This window comes from Bradyrhizobium sp. (assembly GCF_030654605.1).
In the GTDB taxonomy this organism is placed as follows: Bacteria; Pseudomonadota; Alphaproteobacteria; order Rhizobiales; family Xanthobacteraceae; genus Bradyrhizobium.
The window spans coordinates 1-19,502 of record NZ_JAURXB010000146.1 but is presented as its reverse complement, the minus strand read 5'-3'; the positions used below and the strand labels follow the sequence as shown (position 1 = coordinate 19,502).

Sequence of the window (19,502 nt, the reverse complement as noted above, 5' to 3'; positions counted from 1 at the left end):
TCCGCCGGTGTTCCAACGCCGGGGACGGTGCCGCGAAGCCCGCACGAGGTCAAGTGCAAGGCGGCCACACCTGCCGATAACCCGGCGCTCGGCCGTCCGCCGTTCTTTTCATGGCGGCCGATGCGCCTTAAGGTGCTTGCAGCCAAATGGAGTCTGCGATGCGAATGATTGGGGCTGCGAGCCTGGTTGCGATGGGGATGCTGGCGAGCGCGCCGGCGCAGGCCCAATGGGTGCCGCCGTTCAAGGGCAACGACACCGGCGGCATCATCGCCTACGGGCTGGCGTCGCAGACCGACATCCGCGCCATGGCGATCGACCACTGCGCGGGTTACGGCAAGGTGGTGAAATTCCTCGGCGTGCAGGCCTACGAGGGCGGCTACATCTCGTTCGCCTGCCGCTGGGTGCCGTATTACCGGACGGACGGGGCCGTGCGCGCCCGTTACTGAACCGGATCATCCCACCCGTCGGAATCGATCAGCCGGGAGTGCGCAGCATGACGCGACAGTTCGTTTCATTGGCTTTGGGCGCTTGTTGGCTGGTGGCGTTCGCGGCGCCCGACGCCAGCGCGGTGGAGCTACCGGTGCGCAAGGCCGGCCTGTGGGAAATGAAGACCATGCGGGCCGGTTCGTCGACGCCCGACATGACGATGCAGCAGTGCACCGACGAGAGCACCGACAAGGCCATGAGCACGGCATTTTCGCCGATGGCGAAAGAATCCTGCTCGAAGAACGATATCCAGAAGACCGCGAACGGTTACGTCGGCGATTCCGTATGCAGCTTCGGCGGCATGTCGATGACGTCGCATTCGGAAACCACGGGCGATTTCAATTCCGCCTATACCGTCAAATCCACCTCGACCACAAAGGGTGGCCCGCCCGGCGCGCCCGGCGATTCGACGACGATCATCGAGGCGAAGTGGCTGGGCGCCTGCAAGCCCGGCCAGAAGCCCGGCGACATCATGATGCCGGGCGGCATGAAGATGAACATCAAGGACATGGAAAAGATCAAGGGCCTGCTGCCCAAGCCGGCGGCGAAGTAGGGCTTTATTACCCTCCCCTGGAGGGGGAGGGTCGCTCGCGTAGCGAGCGGGGTGGGGTGACAGTCTCTCCACTCGCTCACTGTTCGATACGATGGACCGTCACCCCACCCCGCCGCTCCTTTCAGTCGCGTCGACCCTCCCCCTCCAGGGGAGGGTAAGAAGACTACACCGGTATCCGCACCGCCGCCCGCAGCCCGCCCATCGGGCTGTCGCCGAGGGTGATGTCGCCGCCATGGGAACGGGCGATGTCGCGGGCGATCGCCAAGCCCAGGCCAGTGCCGCCCTCGTCCTGGTTGCGGGCGTCGTCGAGCCGCAGGAACGGCTTGAAAACTTCCTCGCGCATCTCGACGGGAATGCCCGGGCCGTCGTCGTCGACCGTGATGGTGAGATAGCGGTGGTCGCGGTGGCCGGTGATCGAGATCGCGTTGGCGTGGCGGGCCGCGTTGGAGACGAGGTTGGCGAGGCAGCGCTTGAACGATGCCGGCTTCACCGTCACCACCGGCAGGCCGTGGAAGGTCACGGTGGCGGCGTGGCCGTTGCGCTCGGCGTCGCTGCGCAACTCCTCCAGCGCCAGCGTCATGTCTGTGGGCTGCGCATGCTCGCCGCTGTCGCCGCGCGCAAACGCCAGATAGGCCTCCAGCATGCCGGCCATCTCGTCGACGTCCTTGCGCATGCCGTCGACCTCGGGGCTGTCGCCGATCAGCGCCAGTTCCAGCTTGAAGCGGGTGAGGATGGTGCGCAGATCGTGGCTGACGCCGGCCAGCATCGCGGTGCGCTGCTCGATCGAGCGCTCGATGCGGGCTTTCATCTCGAGGAAGGCGTGGGCGGCGCGGCGCACTTCGCGCGCGCCGCGGGGACGGAAGTTCGGCGCCTCGCGGCCCTTGCCGAAACTTTCCGCGGCATCCGCCAGCCGCAGGATCGGCTTGATCTGGTTGCGCAGGAACAGCACCATGACGATCAGCAGGATCGACGAGGTCCCCAGCATCCAGAAGATGAAGATCTCCGAATTCGACGCATAGGCCGCACTGCGCTGCGCGAAGATCCGCATCACGGCGTCGTCGAGCTGGATGCGGATCTCCACCAGGTTGGAGCGGCCGACGGTATCGATCCAGAACGGTCTGGCGATCTGGCGGCTGAGCTGCACCGACAGCGTCTGGTCGAGCAGCGAGAAGAACGGTTTTGGCCCCGGCGGCGGCATGTCGCCGACGGGGAGGAAATCCAGCCCCATCCCGAGCCGCTGCTGGGCGATGCGTCGCAGCTGCGTGCGGTCCTTGTCCTGCGGATAGACCTTGTAGACGTCGATCAGGGTGGCGACATCGGCCACCACGGCGGCGGACAGCCGCCGCGTCACCGTGTTCCAGTGCCGCTCCATGAACACGAACGCCACCACCGACTGCAGCACCACCATCGGTACGATCATGATCAGCAGCGCGCGGGCGTAGAGACCGGTCGGCATCCAGCCCTTGAAGGCATTGCCCATCCAGCTGTTGGCGGCGGAGACGCGCCCGGCGGCGGAGCGGATCAGCGTGAGGCCGGTGTCGAGCGTGCTCATGAAGATATGCTCAAGGCGAAGCGACCAGGCGATAGCCGACGCCGCGCACCGCCTGCAGGAACAAGGGATTGGCAGGATCTCTCTCGATCTTGCGCCGCAGGCGGTTGATCTGCACGTCGACCGCGCGCTCGTTGACGGAGCCGTCGCCGGTCAGCGCGCTGCGCGGCACGGTCTCGCCCGGCGCCACTGCGAGAATCCGCAGCATCTCGCGCTCGCGGTCGGTGAGGTGGATGGTCTCTTCGCCCTGGCGCAGTTCGCCGCGGTCGAGGTGATAGACGTAGGGCCCGAACGCGACCTGCTCCAGCGTCTCCACCGGCGGCGGCGCGGTGCGCTTGAGGATATTGCCGATCCGCAACACCAGCTCGCGCGGTTCGAACGGCTTTGCGACATAGTCGTCAGCGCCGATCTGCAGGCCCTCGATGCGGGCTTCGGCCTCATGGCGCGCCGTCAGCATGATGATCGGCACCGAGGACGAGGTGCGGATGAAGCGGGCGAGATCGAACCCGGTCTCGCCCGGCATCATGACGTCGAGGATCAGGAGATCGAAATGCAGGCCGAGCAGCTTGGCGCGGGCGTCGGAGGCGCTCGCCGCCGTGGTGACGCGGTAGCCTTCGCCGCACAGAAACCGCGACAACAGATCGCGGATGCGGCGGTCGTCATCGACCAGCAGCAGATGCGGGGCATCGTCGGCCGGTTGCGGCGGAGTCCGCGCGAGGGTGGCAGCCTGGATCACGCTCTGTCCTTTGCGGTTGCGCTGCCGAGAATGGTCGCCAGCACCTTGTCGGGATCGTCGTGATCGATCATCGCGCGCAGGAACTGGCGGACGGTTTCCACGCCATCGGGCACGATACCCGACAGCGCCCGGGTGATCCGGTCAGTCTGCAGGCCTGCGAGCCTGCCCACCAGCGCCTCGCCCTTGGCGGTGGCGTAGAGCAGCCGCTGCCGCCGGTCGTTGTTGCCGGTGCGCTGCACGATGTAGCCTTCGTCGAGTAGCTGCTTGAGTACCCGTCCCAGCGATTGCTTGGTGATGCGCAGTACGTCCAGAAGGTCGGCGACCTTGAGGCCAGGATAGCGGTGGACAAAATGTAGCACCCGGTGGTGCGCCCGCCCGAACCCGAAAGCCTCCAATTCGTGGTCGGCGTCGCCGACGAAATCCCGGTAGGCGAAGAACAGCAGCTCGATGATATCCCAGCGCAAATCGGCCTGACCCGGCGCGGGGGAACGCGCTTCGCCGGCCCTCGAATCGGGGTCTGTGGAGGATGCCGAGAAATTTATGTCAGCCATATTGACGTATCTTGGGTTCAATGTTACAAAACTGTCAGCCGCGACGAAACATTAAGTCGTTCTGAGCGCGGTACAATTCCAAAGGGCTTTGAAAGGCCTGAAGTGGCGGCCGAGTTTGAACAAGGCTGCTGATTTGTTGACCGTGCGATTGTCGAGCGGCATTTCGACAAACATACTGGACTTCCGCATTCCACAAAAGCGTGTCCTAGGGACATGCCGGCGTGGCAACCGGCCGCAAGACCGGCGGGGGAGGCCAGGCTAACCAACCGCGCCGCGGCGCAGTCGCAAAGAACAGGCGCAAGACCAGCGTCAATCCGGGAGAACGTCCATGGCAGTTTCGATCGAGCAGGCCCGCAGAGACAGGCCGACGGCGGACATCGGCTCGGCTGCGACAGCGGGAAGCAAGGCCATGAGTTTGAAATTCGAGATCCAGCCTGCGGCGAATGCTGTGTCCGAGAAGGACCGCGCGGCAAAGCTGATGGACCCGGGCTTCGGTCGGGTTTTCACCGATCACATGGCGATCGTTCGCTACGACCAGGCCAAGGGCTGGCATGACGCGCGTGTCGAATCCCGCGCCAATTTCCCGCTCGATCCGGCCACGGCCGTCCTGCATTACGCGCAGGAGATTTTCGAGGGCCTCAAGGCCTACAAGCGCGACGACGGCGGCGTGAACCTGTTCCGTCCCGACGCCAACGCCAGACGCTTCCAGAATTCGGCCGACCGCATGGCGATGGCGCCGCTGCCGGAGTCCGCGTTCATCGAAGCGGTCGAGCAGCTCGTGCGTCTCGACCGCGCCTGGATCCCGGGCGGCGAGGGCAGTCTCTATCTGCGGCCCTTCATGATCGCGAGCGAGGTGTTTCTCGGCGTGAAACCGTCGGCGGAATACATCTTCGCCGTCATCGCCTCGCCGGTCGGCTCCTATTTCAAGGGCGGCCCTGCGCCGGTGTCGATCTGGGTGTCGGAGAATTACACGCGCGCCGCGATCGGCGGCACCGGCGCGGTCAAATGCGGCGGCAACTACGCCGCCTCCCTGCGCGCGCAGGCCGAAGCGATCGAGCACGGCTGCGACCAGGTCGTGTTCCTCGATGCGGTCGAGCGCCGCTACGTCGAGGAACTCGGCGGCATGAACGTCTTCTTCGTGTTCGACGACGGTTCGCTCTCGACGCCGCCGCTCGGCACCATCCTGCCGGGCATTACCCGCGATTCGATCATCACGCTGGCCAGGGATGCCGGCATGCCCGTGCGCGAGGAGACCTACACGATCCAGCAGTGGCGCGCGGACGCCGCCAGCGGCAGACTCAAAGAGGCTTTTGCCTGCGGCACGGCTGCGGTGATCTCGCCGATCGGCAAGGTGCGTTCGGCCAGCGGCGACTTCCTCATCAGCGGCGGCGCCGCCGGCCCGGTCGCCATGGGGATGCGCAAGAAGCTGGTCGACATCCAGTACGGCCGCGCGCCCGACCCGCACGACTGGATCAAGAAGGTGTTTTGAGGGGCGGCCTCTTTCTTCCCCCCCTCCCGCTTGCGGGGGAGGGCCGGGGTGGGGGTGTTTCCGCGAGTCGTACTGTCGGGGATCGTGCCGGTCCGTAGGCGCCCATCGCAAACACCAGCGCCCGCGTCGCCCCCACCCCAGCCCTCCCCCGCAAGGGCGGGAGAGGGAGCGCAGCCAGCCCCGGTTGCCGCATCGCATCCCGGCTGGTACCAACGCGCCCCATGGCCGAAAAACCCAAAAAGCTCCAAAAACTCCGCGCCCGCCTGCCGCGCGGCCTTGCCGATCGCGGCCCTGCCGAGATTGCGGCGACCCGCGCGATGGTGGCGAAAATCCGCGAGGTCTATCAGCGCTACGGTTTCGAGCCGGTGGAAACCCCGGCGATGGAGTATACCGACGCGCTCGGCAAATTCCTGCCCGACCAGGACCGGCCCAATGAGGGCGTGTTCTCGTTCCAGGATGACGACGAGCAGTGGATCTCGCTGCGCTACGATCTGACCGCGCCGCTGGCGCGCTACGTCGCGGAAAATTTTGATCATCTGCCAAAGCCCTACCGCAGCTATCGCGAGGGCTATGTCTACCGCAACGAGAAGCCGGGCCCCGGCCGCTTCCGCCAGTTCATGCAGTTCGACGCCGATACGGTCGGCAGCGCGTCACCGGCGGCCGACGCCGAGATGTGCATGATGGCGGCGGACACCATGGAGGCGCTCGGCATCCCGCGCGGCAGCTATGTGGTGAAGGTGAATAACCGCAAGGTGCTCGATGGCGTGATGGAGAGCATCGGGCTCGGCGGCGACGAAAATGCAGCGACCCGGCTGATCGTCTTGCGCGCCGTCGACAAGCTCGACAAGTTTCCGATCCCTGAAGTGGAAAAGCTGCTCGGCCCCGGACGATGGGACGGCGGCGAAGAAGGCAAGGGCGACTTCACCAAGGGCGCCGGCCTGAGCGCCACCGACGCGCACGCGATTGCGACCTGCTTCGGCGATCCCGGCAAGGCAGATGACGCCGCGTTTCGCTACCTGTTCGAGTCGGAGACGGTTCAACTGGCGCGCGCCGAACTAACCGAGATTTCGAATCTGATCGCGGCTTCCGGCTACGGTCCGGATCGCATCAAGATCGATCCCTCCGTCGTGCGCGGCCTCGAATATTACACTGGCCCGGTCTACGAGGTCGAACTGACGCTGGAAACCAGGGACGAAAAAGGCCGCACCGTGCGGTTCGGCTCGGTCGGCGGCGGCGGGCGTTACGATGGTCTGGTCTCGCGCTTTCGCGGCGAGCCGGTGCCCGCGACCGGTTTCTCCATCGGCGTGTCGCGGCTGCAGGCAGCGCTCACCATGCTCGGCAAGCTCGACACCTCGCCGGAATTCGGTCCGGTCGTCGTCACCGTGTTCGACCGCGACCGCATCGCCGATTATCAGAAAATGGTCGCCGGCCTGCGCAACGCCAACATCCGCGCCGAGCTCTATCTCGGCAATCCCAAGAACATGGGCAACCAGCTCAAATATGCCGACAAGCGCAATTCGCCCTGCGTGATCATCCAGGGCTCGGACGAGAAGGCCAATGGCAAGGTCCAGATTAAGGATCTGATCCTCGGCGCGGGCCTGACCGAGATCAAGGATCGCGAGGAGTACCTGAAGAAGCAGACCGAGGCGCAATACGAGGTCGATGAGAGCAGCATTGTCGAAGCCGTGCGCGAGGTGCTGGCGCGGCATGATGTGAAGTGGGGATAGCGATTCATTCTGGCGTCATGCCCGGGCTTGTCCCGGGCATCCACGTCTTGTTTGATGGGGAAGATCGTGGATGGCCGGGACAAGCCCGGCCATGACGAAAAAGAAAAGAGCAAAGGGAGCGAAAAAAATGCCTGAAATTACCGTGAGCATGGCCGCCGGCCGTACCGACGAACAGAAGGCCGGCATGATGCGCGACATCACCCAGGCGCTGGTGAAGAACCTCGGCGTCGACGCCGACGCCGTCGTGATCCAGATCAACGAGGCGCCGCTGGCTCACAAGATGAAGGGCGGCAAGACCTTCGTGGAGCGCGCGGCGGCCGCGAAGAAGTAGGGCTTCCGTCGTCCCTGCGAACGCAGGGACCCATAACCCCGGTCGTCTAGTTGTGGCTGCGACTGCTGCAACAGGCTATTGGCACTTCCCGTGGCCTTCGACATCCCGCGGTAGGGGTCCCTGCGTTCGCAGGGACGACAGCATTTTCGGCTTCCTCCATGGACGCACGCGACATCATCAAGGTCGGTATGAGCGCCGAGCGCACCCTCGTGGTGCCGCCGGAACAGACCGTCGGGCATTTCGTTCAGGGCATGCCGATGGTGTTTGCGACGCCGATGATGATCCTGGAAATGGAGCTGGCGTCGGGCGACGCCATCCGAGGCCATCTGCAGCCCGGCTGGGTCACCGTCGGCACCGAGGTCGACATCCGCCATCTCGCCGCCACGCCGGTCGGCGCCACGGTGCGGACCACGGCGAAGGTGGTCGCGGTGGAGCGCCGCGTCATCCGCTTCGAGGTCGAGGCCTTCGACGGCGAGCGCAAGATCGGCGACGGCCGCCATGCGCGTGGGCTGGTCAACCTCGCGAGTTTCAACAAGCGGATGGGACCGAAGTAGGGTGGGCAAAGGCGCGTCTTCGCGCCGTGCCCACCATCTATCAACAGGGTCGCTGCAAGAATGGTGGGCACGCCATCGGACGCGCATTCGCGCGACCGCTGGCTTTGCCCACCCCACGATTTTCGAGTTACTTCGCCAGTTCCTTCGAGCGCTTCGTCGCCGCTGCCACCGCGCGGATCATCAGTTGCTGCAGGCCGCCGTCGCCCATCAGCACTTCCAGTGCCGCCGCGGTGGTGCCGCCGGGCGAGGTGACGTTCTTGCGCAGCGTCGCCGATGAATCTTCCGAGCGATGCAGCAACTCGCCGGAGCCGGCGACAGTTTCGCGCGCCAGTTTGGTGGCGAGTTCGACCGGCAGGCCGGCCTCGACGCCGGCGCGCGCCAGTTCCTCGGCGAGCAGGAAGATGTAGGCCGGTCCGGAACCGGACACCGCGGTCACCGCGTCCATCAAATGCTCGTCATCGACCCACTCGACCGAGCCGGTAGCGCGCAACAGCGCGTCCGCCACCGCGCGCTGCGCGGCGCTGACCTTGCTCGCCGCCACCGCCACCGTGATGCCGCGGCCGATCGCGGCCGGCGTGTTCGGCATGGCGCGCACCACGCTGCCGCCGCAGACCCTTTCGAGCGCGGCGATCGGGATGCCGGCCATGATCGAGACCACCAGCGTGGAGGACCCGACGAAAGGTTTCAGCGCCGGCCCGGCCTCGGGGAATGTCTGCGGCTTGACGGCCACCACCAGCGTCGCGACATCTCCGGTTTCTTTCGCCGTTGCATTGAGGCGGATGCCCTTTGCCGCCAGCGCGCTGATGTCGGCGGAAGGATGCGGCTCGATCACCGCGACGCGCCTGGGATCAAGCCCGCCCGCCAGCCAGCCCGTCAGCATCGCGCCGCCCATCTTGCCGGCGCCGGCGAGGACGACGGTGCCGGTGATGTTTTGCAACGCGTTGGTGTTGTTCGAAGCTGTCACGACAAATACCCTCGTCGTCCCGGCCTCCGAGCCGGGACCCATAACCACCAGCGGTTCTATTGAAAGGCAGAATAGGGGACAAGCACTTTACGTGAACGCGGGTGTCACGGCGTATGGGTCCCGGCTCGGAGGCCGGGACGACAGCGAGTATGTTGCAGCGCCCGTGTTTGAGGCTTCAAGCCTCACCCTGCGTATCGAACATCGCAGCACTCATGGCTTCCGCGGCATTCTTGCCGGCCCAGACCACGAACTGGAACGCGGGAAAATAGCGCTCGCAGGCGTGGATGGCGCCGACCAGCATGCTTTCGCATTGTGCGGTCGAGGCGGTCAGCCCGCCCGGCAGCACCAGCGCCTGCCGGTACATGATCATGCCGGTGTGGGTCCAGATGTCGAAATGCCCGACCCATAATTGCTCGTTGATGGCGGCGATCAGCCGCTGGACCTCGGGCCTGCGCGCGGCCGGAATCTTCATGTCGAAGGCGCAGGCCAGATGCAGCGCATCGATCTCGCCCATCCAGGTGAAGGACAGCTGATAGTCGGTCCAGTCGCCCTTGGAGACGATGGTGACCTCGTCTTCGCCGGATCGTTCGAACGACCAGTTGTTGTCGGCGGCGATGTCTTCGACAACCGCGAGCGGGTTGTTCCGGGAATCGATGATGCCTTCGAGCAGGGACATGCCGTCTCGACCTTGTTTTGGTATCGGAGTTACGATGGTTGATACGCACGCAGCAGGCCGACACGCGCTGACATAACGCGTCGCTGCCGGACGCAATCCCTTGGGTCCACCTTGTGGTGGGTTCGTGAGCTTGCCGGGATCAAGTGATGTGATTTGCCGAATCTCCGCAACTGCACGGGGACTCCGTCCACAGGCAAAGGGCTGCTCATCCACAGCTGATCGCAAGCGCCGTCGTTAACTTTTGGAACAAACCGGAATCGGATTCACGCCGCGCGAGTCCGGCGCGCGGATGCAGCTGCGGCGGCGGGGATTCGCCCGCCCTAAGCTCGTCATGCCCGGGCTTGTCCCGGGCATCCACGTCTTGGCTTCAGGTCAGTAATTCAGGTCAGTAAGAAGACGTGGATGGCCGGGACAAGCCCGGCCATGACGTAGAACTCCGCGAGTCTGGCGCTACCGACATGGGGAATATGCAGATTTTCGATGCGGAAGCCGCTTGCTGGCCTCCCGGTGATTCGCCATAGTTCCCGTCAAGGTCGCTCATACCGGGCGGCCGATGTTCTCAGGGCGGGGTGAAAGTCCCCACCGGCGGTAAGGGTGACGTAGCCCAAGCCCGCGAGCGCCTTCTTTGCCGGAATTTTCGGGTGAGAAGGGTCAGCAGATTCGGTGTGACTCCGAAGCCGACGGTTAAAGTCCGGATGAAAGAGAACGGTCGCGACAGCCGCAATCCGCGCGGCTGCTCGTTCCGTATGCCCTGATTCTGGTCCTGAAAGAGGAAAGCCATGAATCAGATGTTGCAAGAACCCCAAGTCGAATCTCCCGAAGTCAAATCTTCTGAAGTCAAAGCTCCCGAAACCATCGATCCGCCGGTGCCGTCGCATCCGCGGTTCCAGAAGCCGCAGCGGGTGGCCTTCGTGCAATCGGCCTGGCACCGCGAGGTGGTGGAGGAATGCCGGATCGCCTTCCTCGGCGAACTCGAAGCGCGCCACATCACCAATGTCGATCTGTTCGAGGTGCCCGGCTCGTTCGAAATCCCGCTGCATGCGCAGATCCTCGCCAAGACGCGGCGCTATACCGCCATCGTCGCGGCGGGGCTGGTGGTCGATGGCGGCATCTACCGCCACGAATTCGTCGCCGACACCGTGATCAAGGCGCTGATGGATGTGCAGCTGCGCACCGAGGTGCCGATCTTCTCGGCGGTGCTGACGCCGCAGCAGTTCCACGAGAGTGCGGCGCATCTCGATTTCTTCCGCCGGCATTTTGCGCTCAAGGGCGTCGAGGTCGCGGAAGCCTGCGCCAACACGCTGCTCAGCCTGGAACGGCTGCGCGGCCAGGTCGCGGCGGGGATCGCGTAGTCATCGCTCTCGTGCCCCGGCTGTGCAGCGCTCCGCTGCGTCCGGGGCACGAGGTAGCGGCAGCCTTTGCCCACACAACGAATTCCGGTCATTCTGTTGGCTGCACTCCCCAGCCCCGGAGCCATCCGCCATGACCGAACAAACTTCCTCCGACTGGCTTGGCCTGTCCGGCCGTGTCTGCGTGGTGACGGGGGGCGGCGGCGGCATCGGCCGCGCCGTGGCGGTGAGTCTCGCGCGGGCCGGCGCCCGTGTCGCGGCGATCGATCTCGACCAGCGCGGCCTCGAGGTTACGCAGACGGAACTGCTCAACATATCCAGCGACGCCATTGTCAAGCGCTGCGACACATCGAGCGTCGAGAGCATCACCGCCGCGTCCGAAGCCATCGAAAAAGCGCTCGGGCCCTGCGGTGTCCTCGTCAACACCGCGGCGGTGCTGCGGCCGGGCGGGCTGGAAAACCTGTCGCTGACCGAATGGAACGCGGTGCTGTCGGTCAATCTCACCGGCTATTTCCTCTGCGCCCAGGTCTTCGGCCGGCAGATGCGCGCGCTCGGAGGCGGCAGCATCGTTCATGTTTCCTCGATCGCCGGCAGCCATGCGCAGGGCCAGAGCGGCGCCTACAGCGTCAGCAAGGCCGGCGTCATCATGCTGTCGCGCCAGCTCGCGAGCGAGTGGGGACCGCAGGGCATCCGCAGCAACGTCGTCAGCCCCGGCATGGTGATCACGCCGATGAGCCAGTCGTTCTACGACACGCCCGGCGTTACTGAACGGCGGTCCGCCGTGGTGCCGCTGCGGCGGGTCGGCCTACCGCAGGACATCGCCGACGCCATCCTGTATCTGGCCAGCGACCGCTCGTCCTATGTCAACGGCGACGAGATCACCGTCGATGGCGGCTATGCCAACATGCTGATGAACCTGGTGCCGCGGCCGGGCTTTGAATGAGGGCCGGCGGCCGTTCGATCACACGGGAACCGGGAAAGTGTGCAGCCGCGATTTGGCGCGAGGGTCGAAGCAGGCGATGAACTTCTGCCCGCTGACCAACACCCGAAGCCGCCGCCGCGCGGCGCCTGACCGCTTGAGATCGAACAGACCGGTACGCCAGGCAACACCATCGGAAATGACAGACATCGTAGCCTCCTGTCGAACGTTGCTACGGTTCTGTGGCGCCGCCTTCATCGAGGGTTCATGGGCTCGAACGACAGGCGTGAGGCAGCTCACGCTTTTCTGATCGGATCCGTGCACGGGTCGTGTTCGGACAGGGATGCACGCCCCGACAGGATTATCGTCGAAGGGGAACCGGCCGGCTCGCCGGAATGTTGTTGATGGGGATCCACGGCCCGGAATCGGGCGTATAGTGACACGCCTTCAAACCCTTACCTCCAGACAAGACAACGAGGTCCCTTGGACGCCAGCATCAATCCGCCGCAGCGACCAGGCCGCGAGCCGGGTCTCGTCAACTCGAGCGTCTATGCCAACGGCCGCCGCGTCAAGGAAATCGCGGTCGATGAGGCCGGCGAGTGGGCGGCGCTATCAGGCCATGTCGTCTGGATCGGCCTGTTCGAGCCCAGCCCCGAGCTGCTGGCGCGCGTGCAGGCGCAGCTCGGCCTGCACGATCTCGCCATCGAGGATGCCGGCAAGGCGCACCAGCATCCGAAGATCGACCAATATGGCGACGCGCTGTTCATCGTGGCCCGCACCGCGCAGCGGATCGAGGGCCGCATCGCGTTCGGCGAAACCCATCTGTTCGTCGGACGCGGATATGTCGTCTCGGTGCGCCACGGCGCCTCGATCTCCTATGCCACCGTGCGCGCGCGATGCGAGTCATGCCCCATTACGCTCGCCAACGGCGCCGACTACATCCTCTATGCGATCCTCGATTTCATCGTCGACAACTACCAGCCGGTGCTGGAAACGCTCAGCGCCGAGGTCGAGGAGATCGAGGACGGCGTGTTTGCCAGGCCCGCCGGGCAACTCGACATCCATCAGCTTCATCTGCTGCGCCGCGAATTGCTGCGGCTGCGCAATGCCGTGGTGCCGCTGGTCGAGGTCTGCCGCCGGCTGGAGCATGCCGAGGTGGCGCCGATCGATCCCGCCATGCAGCCGCTGTTCCGCGATGTCACCGATCACGTGCTGCGCCTGCAGGAAGGCATCGACGGCCTGCGCGAAGTCCTGGCCTTCGCTTTCGAGGCGCGGCTTATGACCGGCCAGGCCGAGCAGACCGAGATCACCAGGCGGCTGGCGGCCGGTGCCGCCATCCTCGCGGTGCCGACCGCGATCGCCGGCATCTACGGCATGAATTTCGAGCATATGCCGGAGCTGAAATGGCAGTACGGCTATCCCCTCGTGCTCGGCGTCATCCTGGCCATCTGCGGCTGGCTCTATTGGCGATTCCGCAAGAACGGCTGGATTTGATTTTCTTTTGAGATCAGCGAAGGTGGGGCGCTTTCTTCTCCCCTCCTCCCGCGAAGCGGCGGGGAGGGGTCGGGGGTGGGGGGTCTATCGGCGTACTCGCTGCGAGTCGTAGTGAGTACTGCGACAGCGAATTTGCTGAGGCACCCCCCACCCCCGACCCCTCCCCGCCACGCGCAAGGGCGCGTGGGGGGAGGGGAGAAGATGAGCGCATTCGACGGAGTAACAACAATGCAATTACGGGCCTTTGGCCGGACGGGGATGCAGCTCTCGGTGCTGGGCTTCGGCTGCGGCGCCGTCGGCGGCTTGATGGTGCGCGGCGAAGCCGCCGACCAGGAGCGCGCCATCGCGCGAGCGATCGACGTCGGAGTGAATTATTTTGACACCGCGGTGCTGTACGGCAATGGCGAATCCGAAACCAACCTTGGCCGCGTGCTGCACAAGCTGAAACCGGCCGGCGTCGTCGTCGCCACCAAGGTCCGTGTACCCACAGGCGAGTTCGGCCGCATCGCCGAGGCCGGAGAGAAGTTTCAACCGATTCGGTTGAGCGTGCCCCTGATGCTCGTAAAAATCTCTCCGATATCCTTGCGCATGGAATCGAGCTTCTGGAAATTTTCGAACACCTGAGCCAGCCGTTGGTCGATCGCGGCCTTGTTCCTGGTAAGCGCCTCGACGCGGGCTTCGAGCTTTTCCTCACCCCTGAATTCGATTTCGCCGAGGGTCTTGATCAGGATATCGCGGTTTTCATTCACTTCGCGGATCAGGGCCTCGATGCCGAATACCGGCGATTGCAGCGGCGCCAGCTCGGCCTGCGATTTGACCACTTCTTCCTTGAAGTGGGTCAACGTCGCCGATGAATCCTGCAATCGCGTCAGGCGCAGACGCGATTCGACAATGAATTCGTTCAGCGCGTTCTGGCGGTCGATCAGGCTCCTGCCGTCCGGATCCGTCTCCACCTCTGCCAAGGCGCGCTCCAGATGCGCCCGGCGTTCCCTGAGTTCGTCGAAGTCGAGGCGGATCGCATTCAGAACGTTGAAGCCGTCGTCCAGCCGCGCAAACCGCTGCTGGATCTCGCTCTTCTCCCTGGCGAGCGCCTCGACCCGTGCGCTCAACTTTTCCTCGCCGCTGGTTTCGAGTTGATCGAGCGACGCGGTCAACTTATCGCGCAGCACGCGCAGGTTGGCGATCAGGACGTCGAGGCCACCCAGCGGCACCAGCTCGGTCTCGGACTTTTCCAGTTCTTCCTTGAATCGGTTCAGCGTCGTCAGCGAATCCTGCAGCACGGTTTTCCGTTCATGGATCACCGCGACGTTATGCGCGAGGTCCTTGAGCCGTTCGGCGATGTTGTTCTTGCTGTCGTCGACCTCGAGATCCGTGAGCCACCTTTCGAGCTGGCGTTGCCGGTCCTTCAACTCGCCGAAGACAGGTTCGACCACTCGCCGCTTCTCGGCCACGACGCCGATCGTCTCTCGCAGCACCTTCTGGCGGCGCCTGATCTCGTCGAGCCGGTCCCGCATGTCGACGGATTCGCTCTGGCCATGGGCCAGGACCGCCCGCTGCTCGGTCTCGGTGAGCGCTTTCTCAATGGACGCGATGGCTTCCTGCGGATCGCTGTCGACGAGATGCTGGACCCCGGTCTCGAACTGGGTCTGGGTTTCGTGCGCGGTCAAGGTGTCCTGTCGCAGCCCCTTGAGGCGATCGCGCAACCGCTTGTTCTGGTGGGCGAGGCTGAAGGCTTGCCATACCGAGGACCCGATCAGCGCCAGGGTCGTGAACAGGATGGCGCCGAGCGCGAACCGTTGCGGACCCGGTAACGCTGCGAAATGGCCCGTGACTTCGGCTGGACTGAGATTGAGCGCGGAGCCTGCAAAGAATGCCGACGCGCCCACCAACACGATCCACGCAACGATCGAAAACCACATTTTACTATCTTTTCAATACGCTCAGTCGACTGGCAACAAGCGAAGCGGGCCCGGCATGGCTGGCCGTTTCGCTCAATATTTCGCCATGCTAGCGGGTTTGCCGGTTCCGTGGTAGCGGGTTCCGGGCGGCGGGCCTTCGTCTTTAGGCAAATTCAACAGCCCCGACGCGAGCCTTCGGGCACCGGTCGGGATCGGGTTATGCAACCGGAGCGTGTCTTTCGGGCTTTTTGTCGTACGGCAGCGAAAGGCCGCGAGCCGCAGCTCAACCGCCCTGCGCCTGCTGGCGGGCGCGCATTTCGTCGCTCGGCCTGACGTCCTGCGAGCGGCTGTAGATCGCAACCGCCGTGACCAGCACCACCGTGAGCACGCCGAACAGCGCGTGGTAGGCGGCTTCGGAGCGGCCGCCGTTCGCCAGCGGTTCGAAGGCGCCGAGGATGACGCCGGAAAGACTCTGCATGCAGGCAACGCCGAGCATCACGGCGGTGTTGAGCGTCGACATGCCGCGCCCGATCAGCCGGTCCGGGATGATGCCGCGGCCATGCGACAGCACCATGGTGCTGGCGGCCGAGACAAAACCCATGACCAGGATGGCGGCGACCGGCACCCAGACCGGCGGGTGTGATGCCAGCGCCAGGGTGGCGAGCATCGAAACCGTTACCAGATTGCCGCCGACCGCGATCCATTTGCGGGTGTCGAGCAGGCGGTCGAGCGGGCCGAAGGCGAGCATGCCGAACTGATAGGTGACCACGGCGCCGAGCAGCACGTTGCCGGCCGCGATCGCGCTCATGCCGTGCACCTCGCGCAGGAACGGGCCGCCCCACAGCCCCTGCACCGTGAAGGTGCAGGCATAGCTGCAGAAATTCAGCGCCAGGATCGGCCGCAGCCGCGGGTTGCGCAGGATCTCCATCAGGCCCTGCAGCATCACCCGCGGCGGCTCCGCGGTGCGCTCCAGGAAGGGATGGCCTGATGGCGCATCGCGCACCACCAGCCAGACCGCGCCCGTGGCGAGCGCGGTGAAGGCCACCGCAAAGCCGAACACGCCGCGCCAGCCGATCGCCTCCGTGGCCCAGGCCAGCGGCGTGGTGGCCAGCAGATTGCCGACCAGACCGATCGACAGCACCATTGCGACCAGCGTGGAGAAGCGGTCCGGCGGAAACCAGCGCGAGATCACCACCATGCTGCCGATCAGCATGGCGCCGAAGCCGGCGCCCATCAGCGCACGGCCGGCGAGCAGCACAGGCCATGAGGTCGCCAGCGTGAAGATGACGCCGCCGATGGTGGCGACCACCAGCATGCCGGTCACGGTGCGGCGCGGCCCGTAATGGTCGAACAGCAGGCCGCAGGGGATCTGCATCGCGGAGAAGCCGAAGAAGAACGCGCCGGTCAGCGCGCCCAGCGCCTCAGGCCCGATGCTGAGGTCGCGCATCAGGTCGAGCCCGATGGTGACGTTGGAGGCGCGGAAGAAATGGCTGGCGACATAGGCCGTGGCCAGTGTCGTGACGATGATCAGGCCCCGGCGGTGGGGGAAGGGCTGCCGCTCGGTGGTCTGCATGGATCTGACATGTCCGCTTATTGTCGCCCATCGCTCAGCGGGCGATGTTGCGGCGGAGCCTAGGCGGGATGGTCGGTGGGTTCAAGACACCGGGGCGGGTTGCTCGCCGCATCTTGCGGCCCGCAGCGCTCTCCGTTGCATCTATCGGAGGAACCACACGAAGCCGCGAGGTGTGGGTTACCTCACAAGCCGGTGCGTCGCATCGGCCTACGGTCGCGTCGAAGTTGTCGTCGCAATGAGGTCCGCATGCAGGACACCATCCGGCTTTACCGCACGCTGTCTGACAATCGCGCCTATCTGCGTTCGGTCTGCGAGGGCGCGGTCTTCCTCGCCGCCAGCGGCATCGCGGTCTTCGCCGCGGTCAGCTATGCCACGGTCCACGCCAGCAACCCCGTCACCGATTTCGTGCTGAGCCGCGTCGGGCCCTACAACGTGCGCTTCCTGTTCATCTACGGCACCTTCGCGGCCTTGGTCGTCACGGCGGGCCTGCTGGCTTCACGGCCGAACCGGCTGCCCTTCGCGTTCAAGGCCATGGCGGATGTTCTATCTGGCGCTGACCGCGTTGTTCGGCGCGGTCGTGCTGCTCGGCCACTATCACTATTCGATCGACGTGCTCGCCGCATTGTTCATCACCCACGGCGTCTTCCAGATGTCGTGCTGGCTGTTCGGCCGCGACTACGCGCTGTTTCGTTCCTCCGAGAGTCAGGCCGTGCCGCGCACGAAGGGGACCAGTCGCAAGACACCGGTTCCGGCCGGCGCAGTCAGGCGCGCGACGAAACCGTTCGTGCTGCATATTGTCGGGGAAGACCCGGCGCCGGGCGGTCAACCGACGGGCGGGTCATGAAGGGTGCGAAAAGCCATGGGCGCGGTTGTGCGCTATCCTTCGAGGTCGCCGTTGAAGTGAAAGGCTAATGCAGCCGTCTTTCATCCCCGCCGATTGGCCAACTGGCCAGTCTGACTTCAGGCGCGCTCGGTTCGGCGGTGGTCTCGCCGACCTCGAGGTTCGCCTGGATTTGATACTTGGCGGCTTGCGCGAGCCAATACCATTTTCTTTCAGGCTCGCTCTGCGCCCGCCGGCGGCAATCGGCTTCCAGCTCTCGTAACCGGGTAAGTTCATTCATCGGAGGTGCGTCCGTGAGAAACCACCGGCGTAGTTTGCCACATCGACGGATCAATTGCCGATTTCCATATGCCCATGACCAACGCAAGGTTGGGTTATGATGAATATGGACAACTTTAATTGCAGTTTCTCTGCCCGCCGATTGCGCAGGGCCACGACGTCTTTGTTGGCTCGATAGCGACCGGAAGAGCGCCGCGCCCGCCGCTGCCCTCAAGCTGCGTCGGTTGTGCGATGGGACGCGGGCGGCGCAACGAGTTCAATCCGGCGGCTTGAGCTCCGCGGAAGAAAGCCATTGATTGATCTGCGAGGCCGTCTCCAGTTGACGCGCCTTGCGCTCCAACGCTTCGCGCTCCTTGCCGGGCGGCAGTTTTTCGGCTTCACCCCGGGTCGCTTCCGAAAGTTGATGCCACTTCTTTTCAATGGTCGTCTTACGCATGGACCGCTCCCTGAGGGTTATCTGACAGGGGGTTGCAACGGAACTGTCGTTGAAACGACGGACGAAGCGTCCGGTTCCGTTGGCCAAACACACTTCGTAGCGCCAGGTCGGGTGGCCGACATAGCATCGGCCATCACCATTCCCCGATGCGGATGAACCCGAGGTCACAGGGAACGTAGCGACCTCCTGGTTGTTTTCCACGCTGGAGAATGCGTCATGTCTGAGCCGCTGCCGATCTTGATGGAAAGGTCTATTCAAATTGCCTGGGACTATCTCGAACGCAGCGGTGAACTCGGCGAACCGGAAGCCGCCAGCCGGGTCTTGCTCGACAGCGTTGAGTTGATGGTTCGGCAGGGCGAGCGGCGTCAGCTCGTGCTGTCGAACCGGGCGATTGACGCCTATAAGCGATTCCGAACGGAGCGCAGCGGCATATCGCTGGTCTCGTGAGAGATAGGCGGGCCGTTAGCCGTAGAGCTCCCCTTTTACGAGGCTGGCGCGGTTGGCTGGCCACCTGCATTGAGCAGTTGCGAGATGGCGGTGACGAGTTGCGCCGGGGCGAAGGGCTTGGTCAACAGAATGCTGTTGGGGACGCCTTGCGAGGCCCATTGCTCGGCCGCGGCGCCGGTCATGTAGACGATGGGAAAGGACGGGTCGATCTCTCGCGCCTGCCTTGCGACATCCCAGCCGTCGATTGTGCCCTTCAGGTTGATGTCGGAAACGAGCGCCCGGCAATGCTGCCGGTTGCCCTGCAGCAGCATCACGGCTTCCTCGCCCGAGGCGACGATCGCCGGTTCGTAACCGCCGTCGCGGAGCGCCTCGTCGATGAGCGTCTGGATTAACGGGTCGTCTTCAACGACCAGCACGACCAACAAGTCCGTCAAACTCGAATCCCCCGATGACCAGTCCCCCAAGACATCACGCGCAAGCGGGTTATTGGTTCCGGCGGAATGTAAATCTGTAGATGGGGTAACGGGCCCCGGTCCACCCTCCAAGCCAGCCGCGCTAGCTACGGCGCTGTTTGATAGCGCGCGTCGCGCGGCTGGCTTGGAGGGTGGGCGGTCGTCCCTCACATGATGGTGTGGCGGAGTCGAGGGATG

23 protein-coding genes and 1 riboswitch are annotated in these 19,502 nt (G+C 64.7%); of the genes, 12 read left to right on the top strand and 11 right to left on the bottom strand.

What is annotated here, in order from left to right; translation table 11 throughout:
- Positions 1 to 158 precede the first annotated feature (158 nt).
- The gene (locus Q7U29_RS14400) at positions 159 to 446 is read left to right on the top strand and encodes a hypothetical protein (protein ID WP_304742511.1); all 288 of its coding nucleotides are present in this window, start codon (positions 159 to 161) and stop codon (positions 444 to 446) included.
- 47 nt (positions 447 to 493) lie between these two features.
- Complete coding sequence (locus Q7U29_RS14395; RefSeq protein WP_304742509.1) at positions 494 to 1,039, top strand: DUF3617 family protein; 546 nt, start codon at positions 494 to 496, stop codon at positions 1,037 to 1,039.
- 163 nt (positions 1,040 to 1,202) lie between these two features.
- Here the strand turns inward: Q7U29_RS14395 and Q7U29_RS14390 are convergent, their stop codons facing one another.
- Genes Q7U29_RS14390 through Q7U29_RS14380 form a run of 3 tightly spaced genes read right to left on the bottom strand, consistent with a single transcriptional unit; the run spans position 1,203 to position 3,875 of the window.
- Entirely contained in the window at positions 1,203 to 2,591 is a 1,389-nt protein-coding gene (locus Q7U29_RS14390; protein ID WP_304742507.1) for an ATP-binding protein, read from the bottom strand.
- Between the two features lie 10 nt (positions 2,592 to 2,601).
- Positions 2,602 to 3,324 carry a response regulator gene (locus tag Q7U29_RS14385; protein WP_304742506.1) on the bottom strand — a complete coding sequence of 241 codons (723 nt, stop codon included), beginning with the start codon at positions 3,322 to 3,324 and terminating at the stop codon, positions 2,602 to 2,604.
- Positions 3,321 to 3,875, bottom strand: a complete 555-nt coding sequence (locus tag Q7U29_RS14380; RefSeq protein ID WP_304742504.1) for a MarR family winged helix-turn-helix transcriptional regulator — start codon at positions 3,873 to 3,875, stop codon at positions 3,321 to 3,323. The genes Q7U29_RS14385 and Q7U29_RS14380 overlap by 4 nt, the downstream gene beginning before the upstream one ends.
- Positions 3,876 to 4,284: 409 nt before the next feature.
- On the opposite strand from Q7U29_RS14380, the gene Q7U29_RS14375 reads away from it, so the two are divergent.
- From Q7U29_RS14375 to Q7U29_RS14360, 4 genes are all read left to right on the top strand, one after another.
- Entirely contained in the window at positions 4,285 to 5,364 is a 1,080-nt protein-coding gene (locus Q7U29_RS14375) for a branched-chain amino acid aminotransferase (protein WP_304742515.1), read from the top strand.
- Positions 5,365 to 5,585: 221 nt separating this feature from the next.
- Complete coding sequence (gene hisS, locus Q7U29_RS14370) at positions 5,586 to 7,091, top strand: histidine--tRNA ligase (protein WP_304742502.1); 1,506 nt, start codon at positions 5,586 to 5,588, stop codon at positions 7,089 to 7,091.
- Between the two features lie 127 nt (positions 7,092 to 7,218).
- Positions 7,219 to 7,422 carry a tautomerase family protein gene (locus Q7U29_RS14365; RefSeq protein ID WP_025590867.1) on the top strand — a complete coding sequence of 68 codons (204 nt, stop codon included), beginning with the start codon at positions 7,219 to 7,221 and terminating at the stop codon, positions 7,420 to 7,422.
- A gap of 158 nt (positions 7,423 to 7,580) precedes the next feature.
- Positions 7,581 to 7,976: a thioesterase family protein gene (locus Q7U29_RS14360; protein WP_304742501.1), complete on the top strand. Its 396-nt coding sequence runs from the start codon at positions 7,581 to 7,583 to the stop codon at positions 7,974 to 7,976.
- Between the two features lie 127 nt (positions 7,977 to 8,103).
- Here the strand turns inward: Q7U29_RS14360 and proC are convergent, their stop codons facing one another.
- Both proC and Q7U29_RS14350 read right to left on the bottom strand, forming a co-directional pair.
- The gene (gene proC, locus Q7U29_RS14355) at positions 8,104 to 8,982 is read right to left on the bottom strand and encodes a pyrroline-5-carboxylate reductase (RefSeq protein ID WP_304742513.1); all 879 of its coding nucleotides are present in this window, start codon (positions 8,980 to 8,982) and stop codon (positions 8,104 to 8,106) included.
- Positions 8,983 to 9,115: 133 nt separating this feature from the next.
- Complete coding sequence (locus Q7U29_RS14350; protein WP_304742499.1) at positions 9,116 to 9,616, bottom strand: YbjN domain-containing protein; 501 nt, start codon at positions 9,614 to 9,616, stop codon at positions 9,116 to 9,118.
- A gap of 551 nt (positions 9,617 to 10,167) precedes the next feature.
- Positions 10,168 to 10,327: riboswitch (FMN riboswitch) on the top strand.
- 68 nt (positions 10,328 to 10,395) lie between these two features.
- Between Q7U29_RS14350 and Q7U29_RS14345 the strand changes: the two genes are divergently transcribed.
- Both Q7U29_RS14345 and Q7U29_RS14340 read left to right on the top strand, forming a co-directional pair.
- On the top strand, positions 10,396 to 10,968 hold the full coding sequence (locus Q7U29_RS14345; RefSeq protein ID WP_304742498.1) for a 6,7-dimethyl-8-ribityllumazine synthase: 573 nt from the start codon (positions 10,396 to 10,398) through the stop codon (positions 10,966 to 10,968).
- Between the two features lie 130 nt (positions 10,969 to 11,098).
- Positions 11,099 to 11,908, top strand: coding sequence for an SDR family NAD(P)-dependent oxidoreductase (locus Q7U29_RS14340; RefSeq protein ID WP_304742497.1), 810 nt, complete (start codon positions 11,099 to 11,101; stop codon positions 11,906 to 11,908).
- An 18-nt stretch (positions 11,909 to 11,926) separates the two neighbouring features.
- Here the strand turns inward: Q7U29_RS14340 and Q7U29_RS14335 are convergent, their stop codons facing one another.
- Positions 11,927 to 12,094 carry a hypothetical protein gene (locus Q7U29_RS14335; protein WP_304742496.1) on the bottom strand — a complete coding sequence of 56 codons (168 nt, stop codon included), beginning with the start codon at positions 12,092 to 12,094 and terminating at the stop codon, positions 11,927 to 11,929.
- A gap of 273 nt (positions 12,095 to 12,367) precedes the next feature.
- Here Q7U29_RS14335 and Q7U29_RS14330 point away from each other — a divergent pair, with 273 nt between their 5' ends.
- Both Q7U29_RS14330 and Q7U29_RS14325 read left to right on the top strand, forming a co-directional pair.
- Positions 12,368 to 13,378 carry a magnesium and cobalt transport protein CorA gene (locus Q7U29_RS14330; protein ID WP_304742495.1) on the top strand — a complete coding sequence of 337 codons (1,011 nt, stop codon included), beginning with the start codon at positions 12,368 to 12,370 and terminating at the stop codon, positions 13,376 to 13,378.
- Between the two features lie 201 nt (positions 13,379 to 13,579).
- A complete protein-coding gene (locus tag Q7U29_RS14325) occupies positions 13,580 to 14,002 on the top strand; it encodes an aldo/keto reductase (RefSeq protein WP_304742493.1) in 423 nt (140 codons plus the stop codon).
- Here Q7U29_RS14325 and Q7U29_RS14320 read toward each other — a convergent pair.
- Entirely contained in the window at positions 13,906 to 15,297 is a 1,392-nt protein-coding gene (locus Q7U29_RS14320; protein WP_304742491.1) for a hypothetical protein, read from the bottom strand. The two genes, Q7U29_RS14325 and Q7U29_RS14320, sit on opposite strands and share 97 nt — an antisense overlap.
- A gap of 262 nt (positions 15,298 to 15,559) precedes the next feature.
- On the bottom strand, positions 15,560 to 16,849 hold the full coding sequence (locus tag Q7U29_RS14315; protein ID WP_304742490.1) for an MFS transporter: 1,290 nt from the start codon (positions 16,847 to 16,849) through the stop codon (positions 15,560 to 15,562).
- A 538-nt stretch (positions 16,850 to 17,387) separates the two neighbouring features.
- Here Q7U29_RS14315 and Q7U29_RS27715 point away from each other — a divergent pair.
- Positions 17,388 to 17,693 carry a hypothetical protein gene (locus Q7U29_RS27715; protein WP_370691760.1) on the top strand — a complete coding sequence of 102 codons (306 nt, stop codon included), beginning with the start codon at positions 17,388 to 17,390 and terminating at the stop codon, positions 17,691 to 17,693.
- Between the two features lie 64 nt (positions 17,694 to 17,757).
- Here Q7U29_RS27715 and Q7U29_RS14305 read toward each other — a convergent pair whose 3' ends face one another.
- Positions 17,758 to 17,970 carry a hypothetical protein gene (locus tag Q7U29_RS14305; RefSeq protein ID WP_304742486.1) on the bottom strand — a complete coding sequence of 71 codons (213 nt, stop codon included), beginning with the start codon at positions 17,968 to 17,970 and terminating at the stop codon, positions 17,758 to 17,760.
- A 255-nt stretch (positions 17,971 to 18,225) separates the two neighbouring features.
- A complete protein-coding gene (locus tag Q7U29_RS14300; protein ID WP_304742484.1) occupies positions 18,226 to 18,405 on the bottom strand; it encodes a hypothetical protein in 180 nt (59 codons plus the stop codon).
- A 216-nt stretch (positions 18,406 to 18,621) separates the two neighbouring features.
- Between Q7U29_RS14300 and Q7U29_RS14295 the strand changes: the two genes are divergently transcribed.
- Entirely contained in the window at positions 18,622 to 18,852 is a 231-nt protein-coding gene (locus Q7U29_RS14295; protein WP_304742482.1) for a hypothetical protein, read from the top strand.
- 35 nt (positions 18,853 to 18,887) lie between these two features.
- Here Q7U29_RS14295 and Q7U29_RS14290 read toward each other — a convergent pair whose 3' ends face one another.
- Positions 18,888 to 19,286 carry a response regulator gene (locus tag Q7U29_RS14290; RefSeq protein ID WP_304742480.1) on the bottom strand — a complete coding sequence of 133 codons (399 nt, stop codon included), beginning with the start codon at positions 19,284 to 19,286 and terminating at the stop codon, positions 18,888 to 18,890.
- Between the last annotated feature and the right edge of the window lie 216 nt (positions 19,287 to 19,502).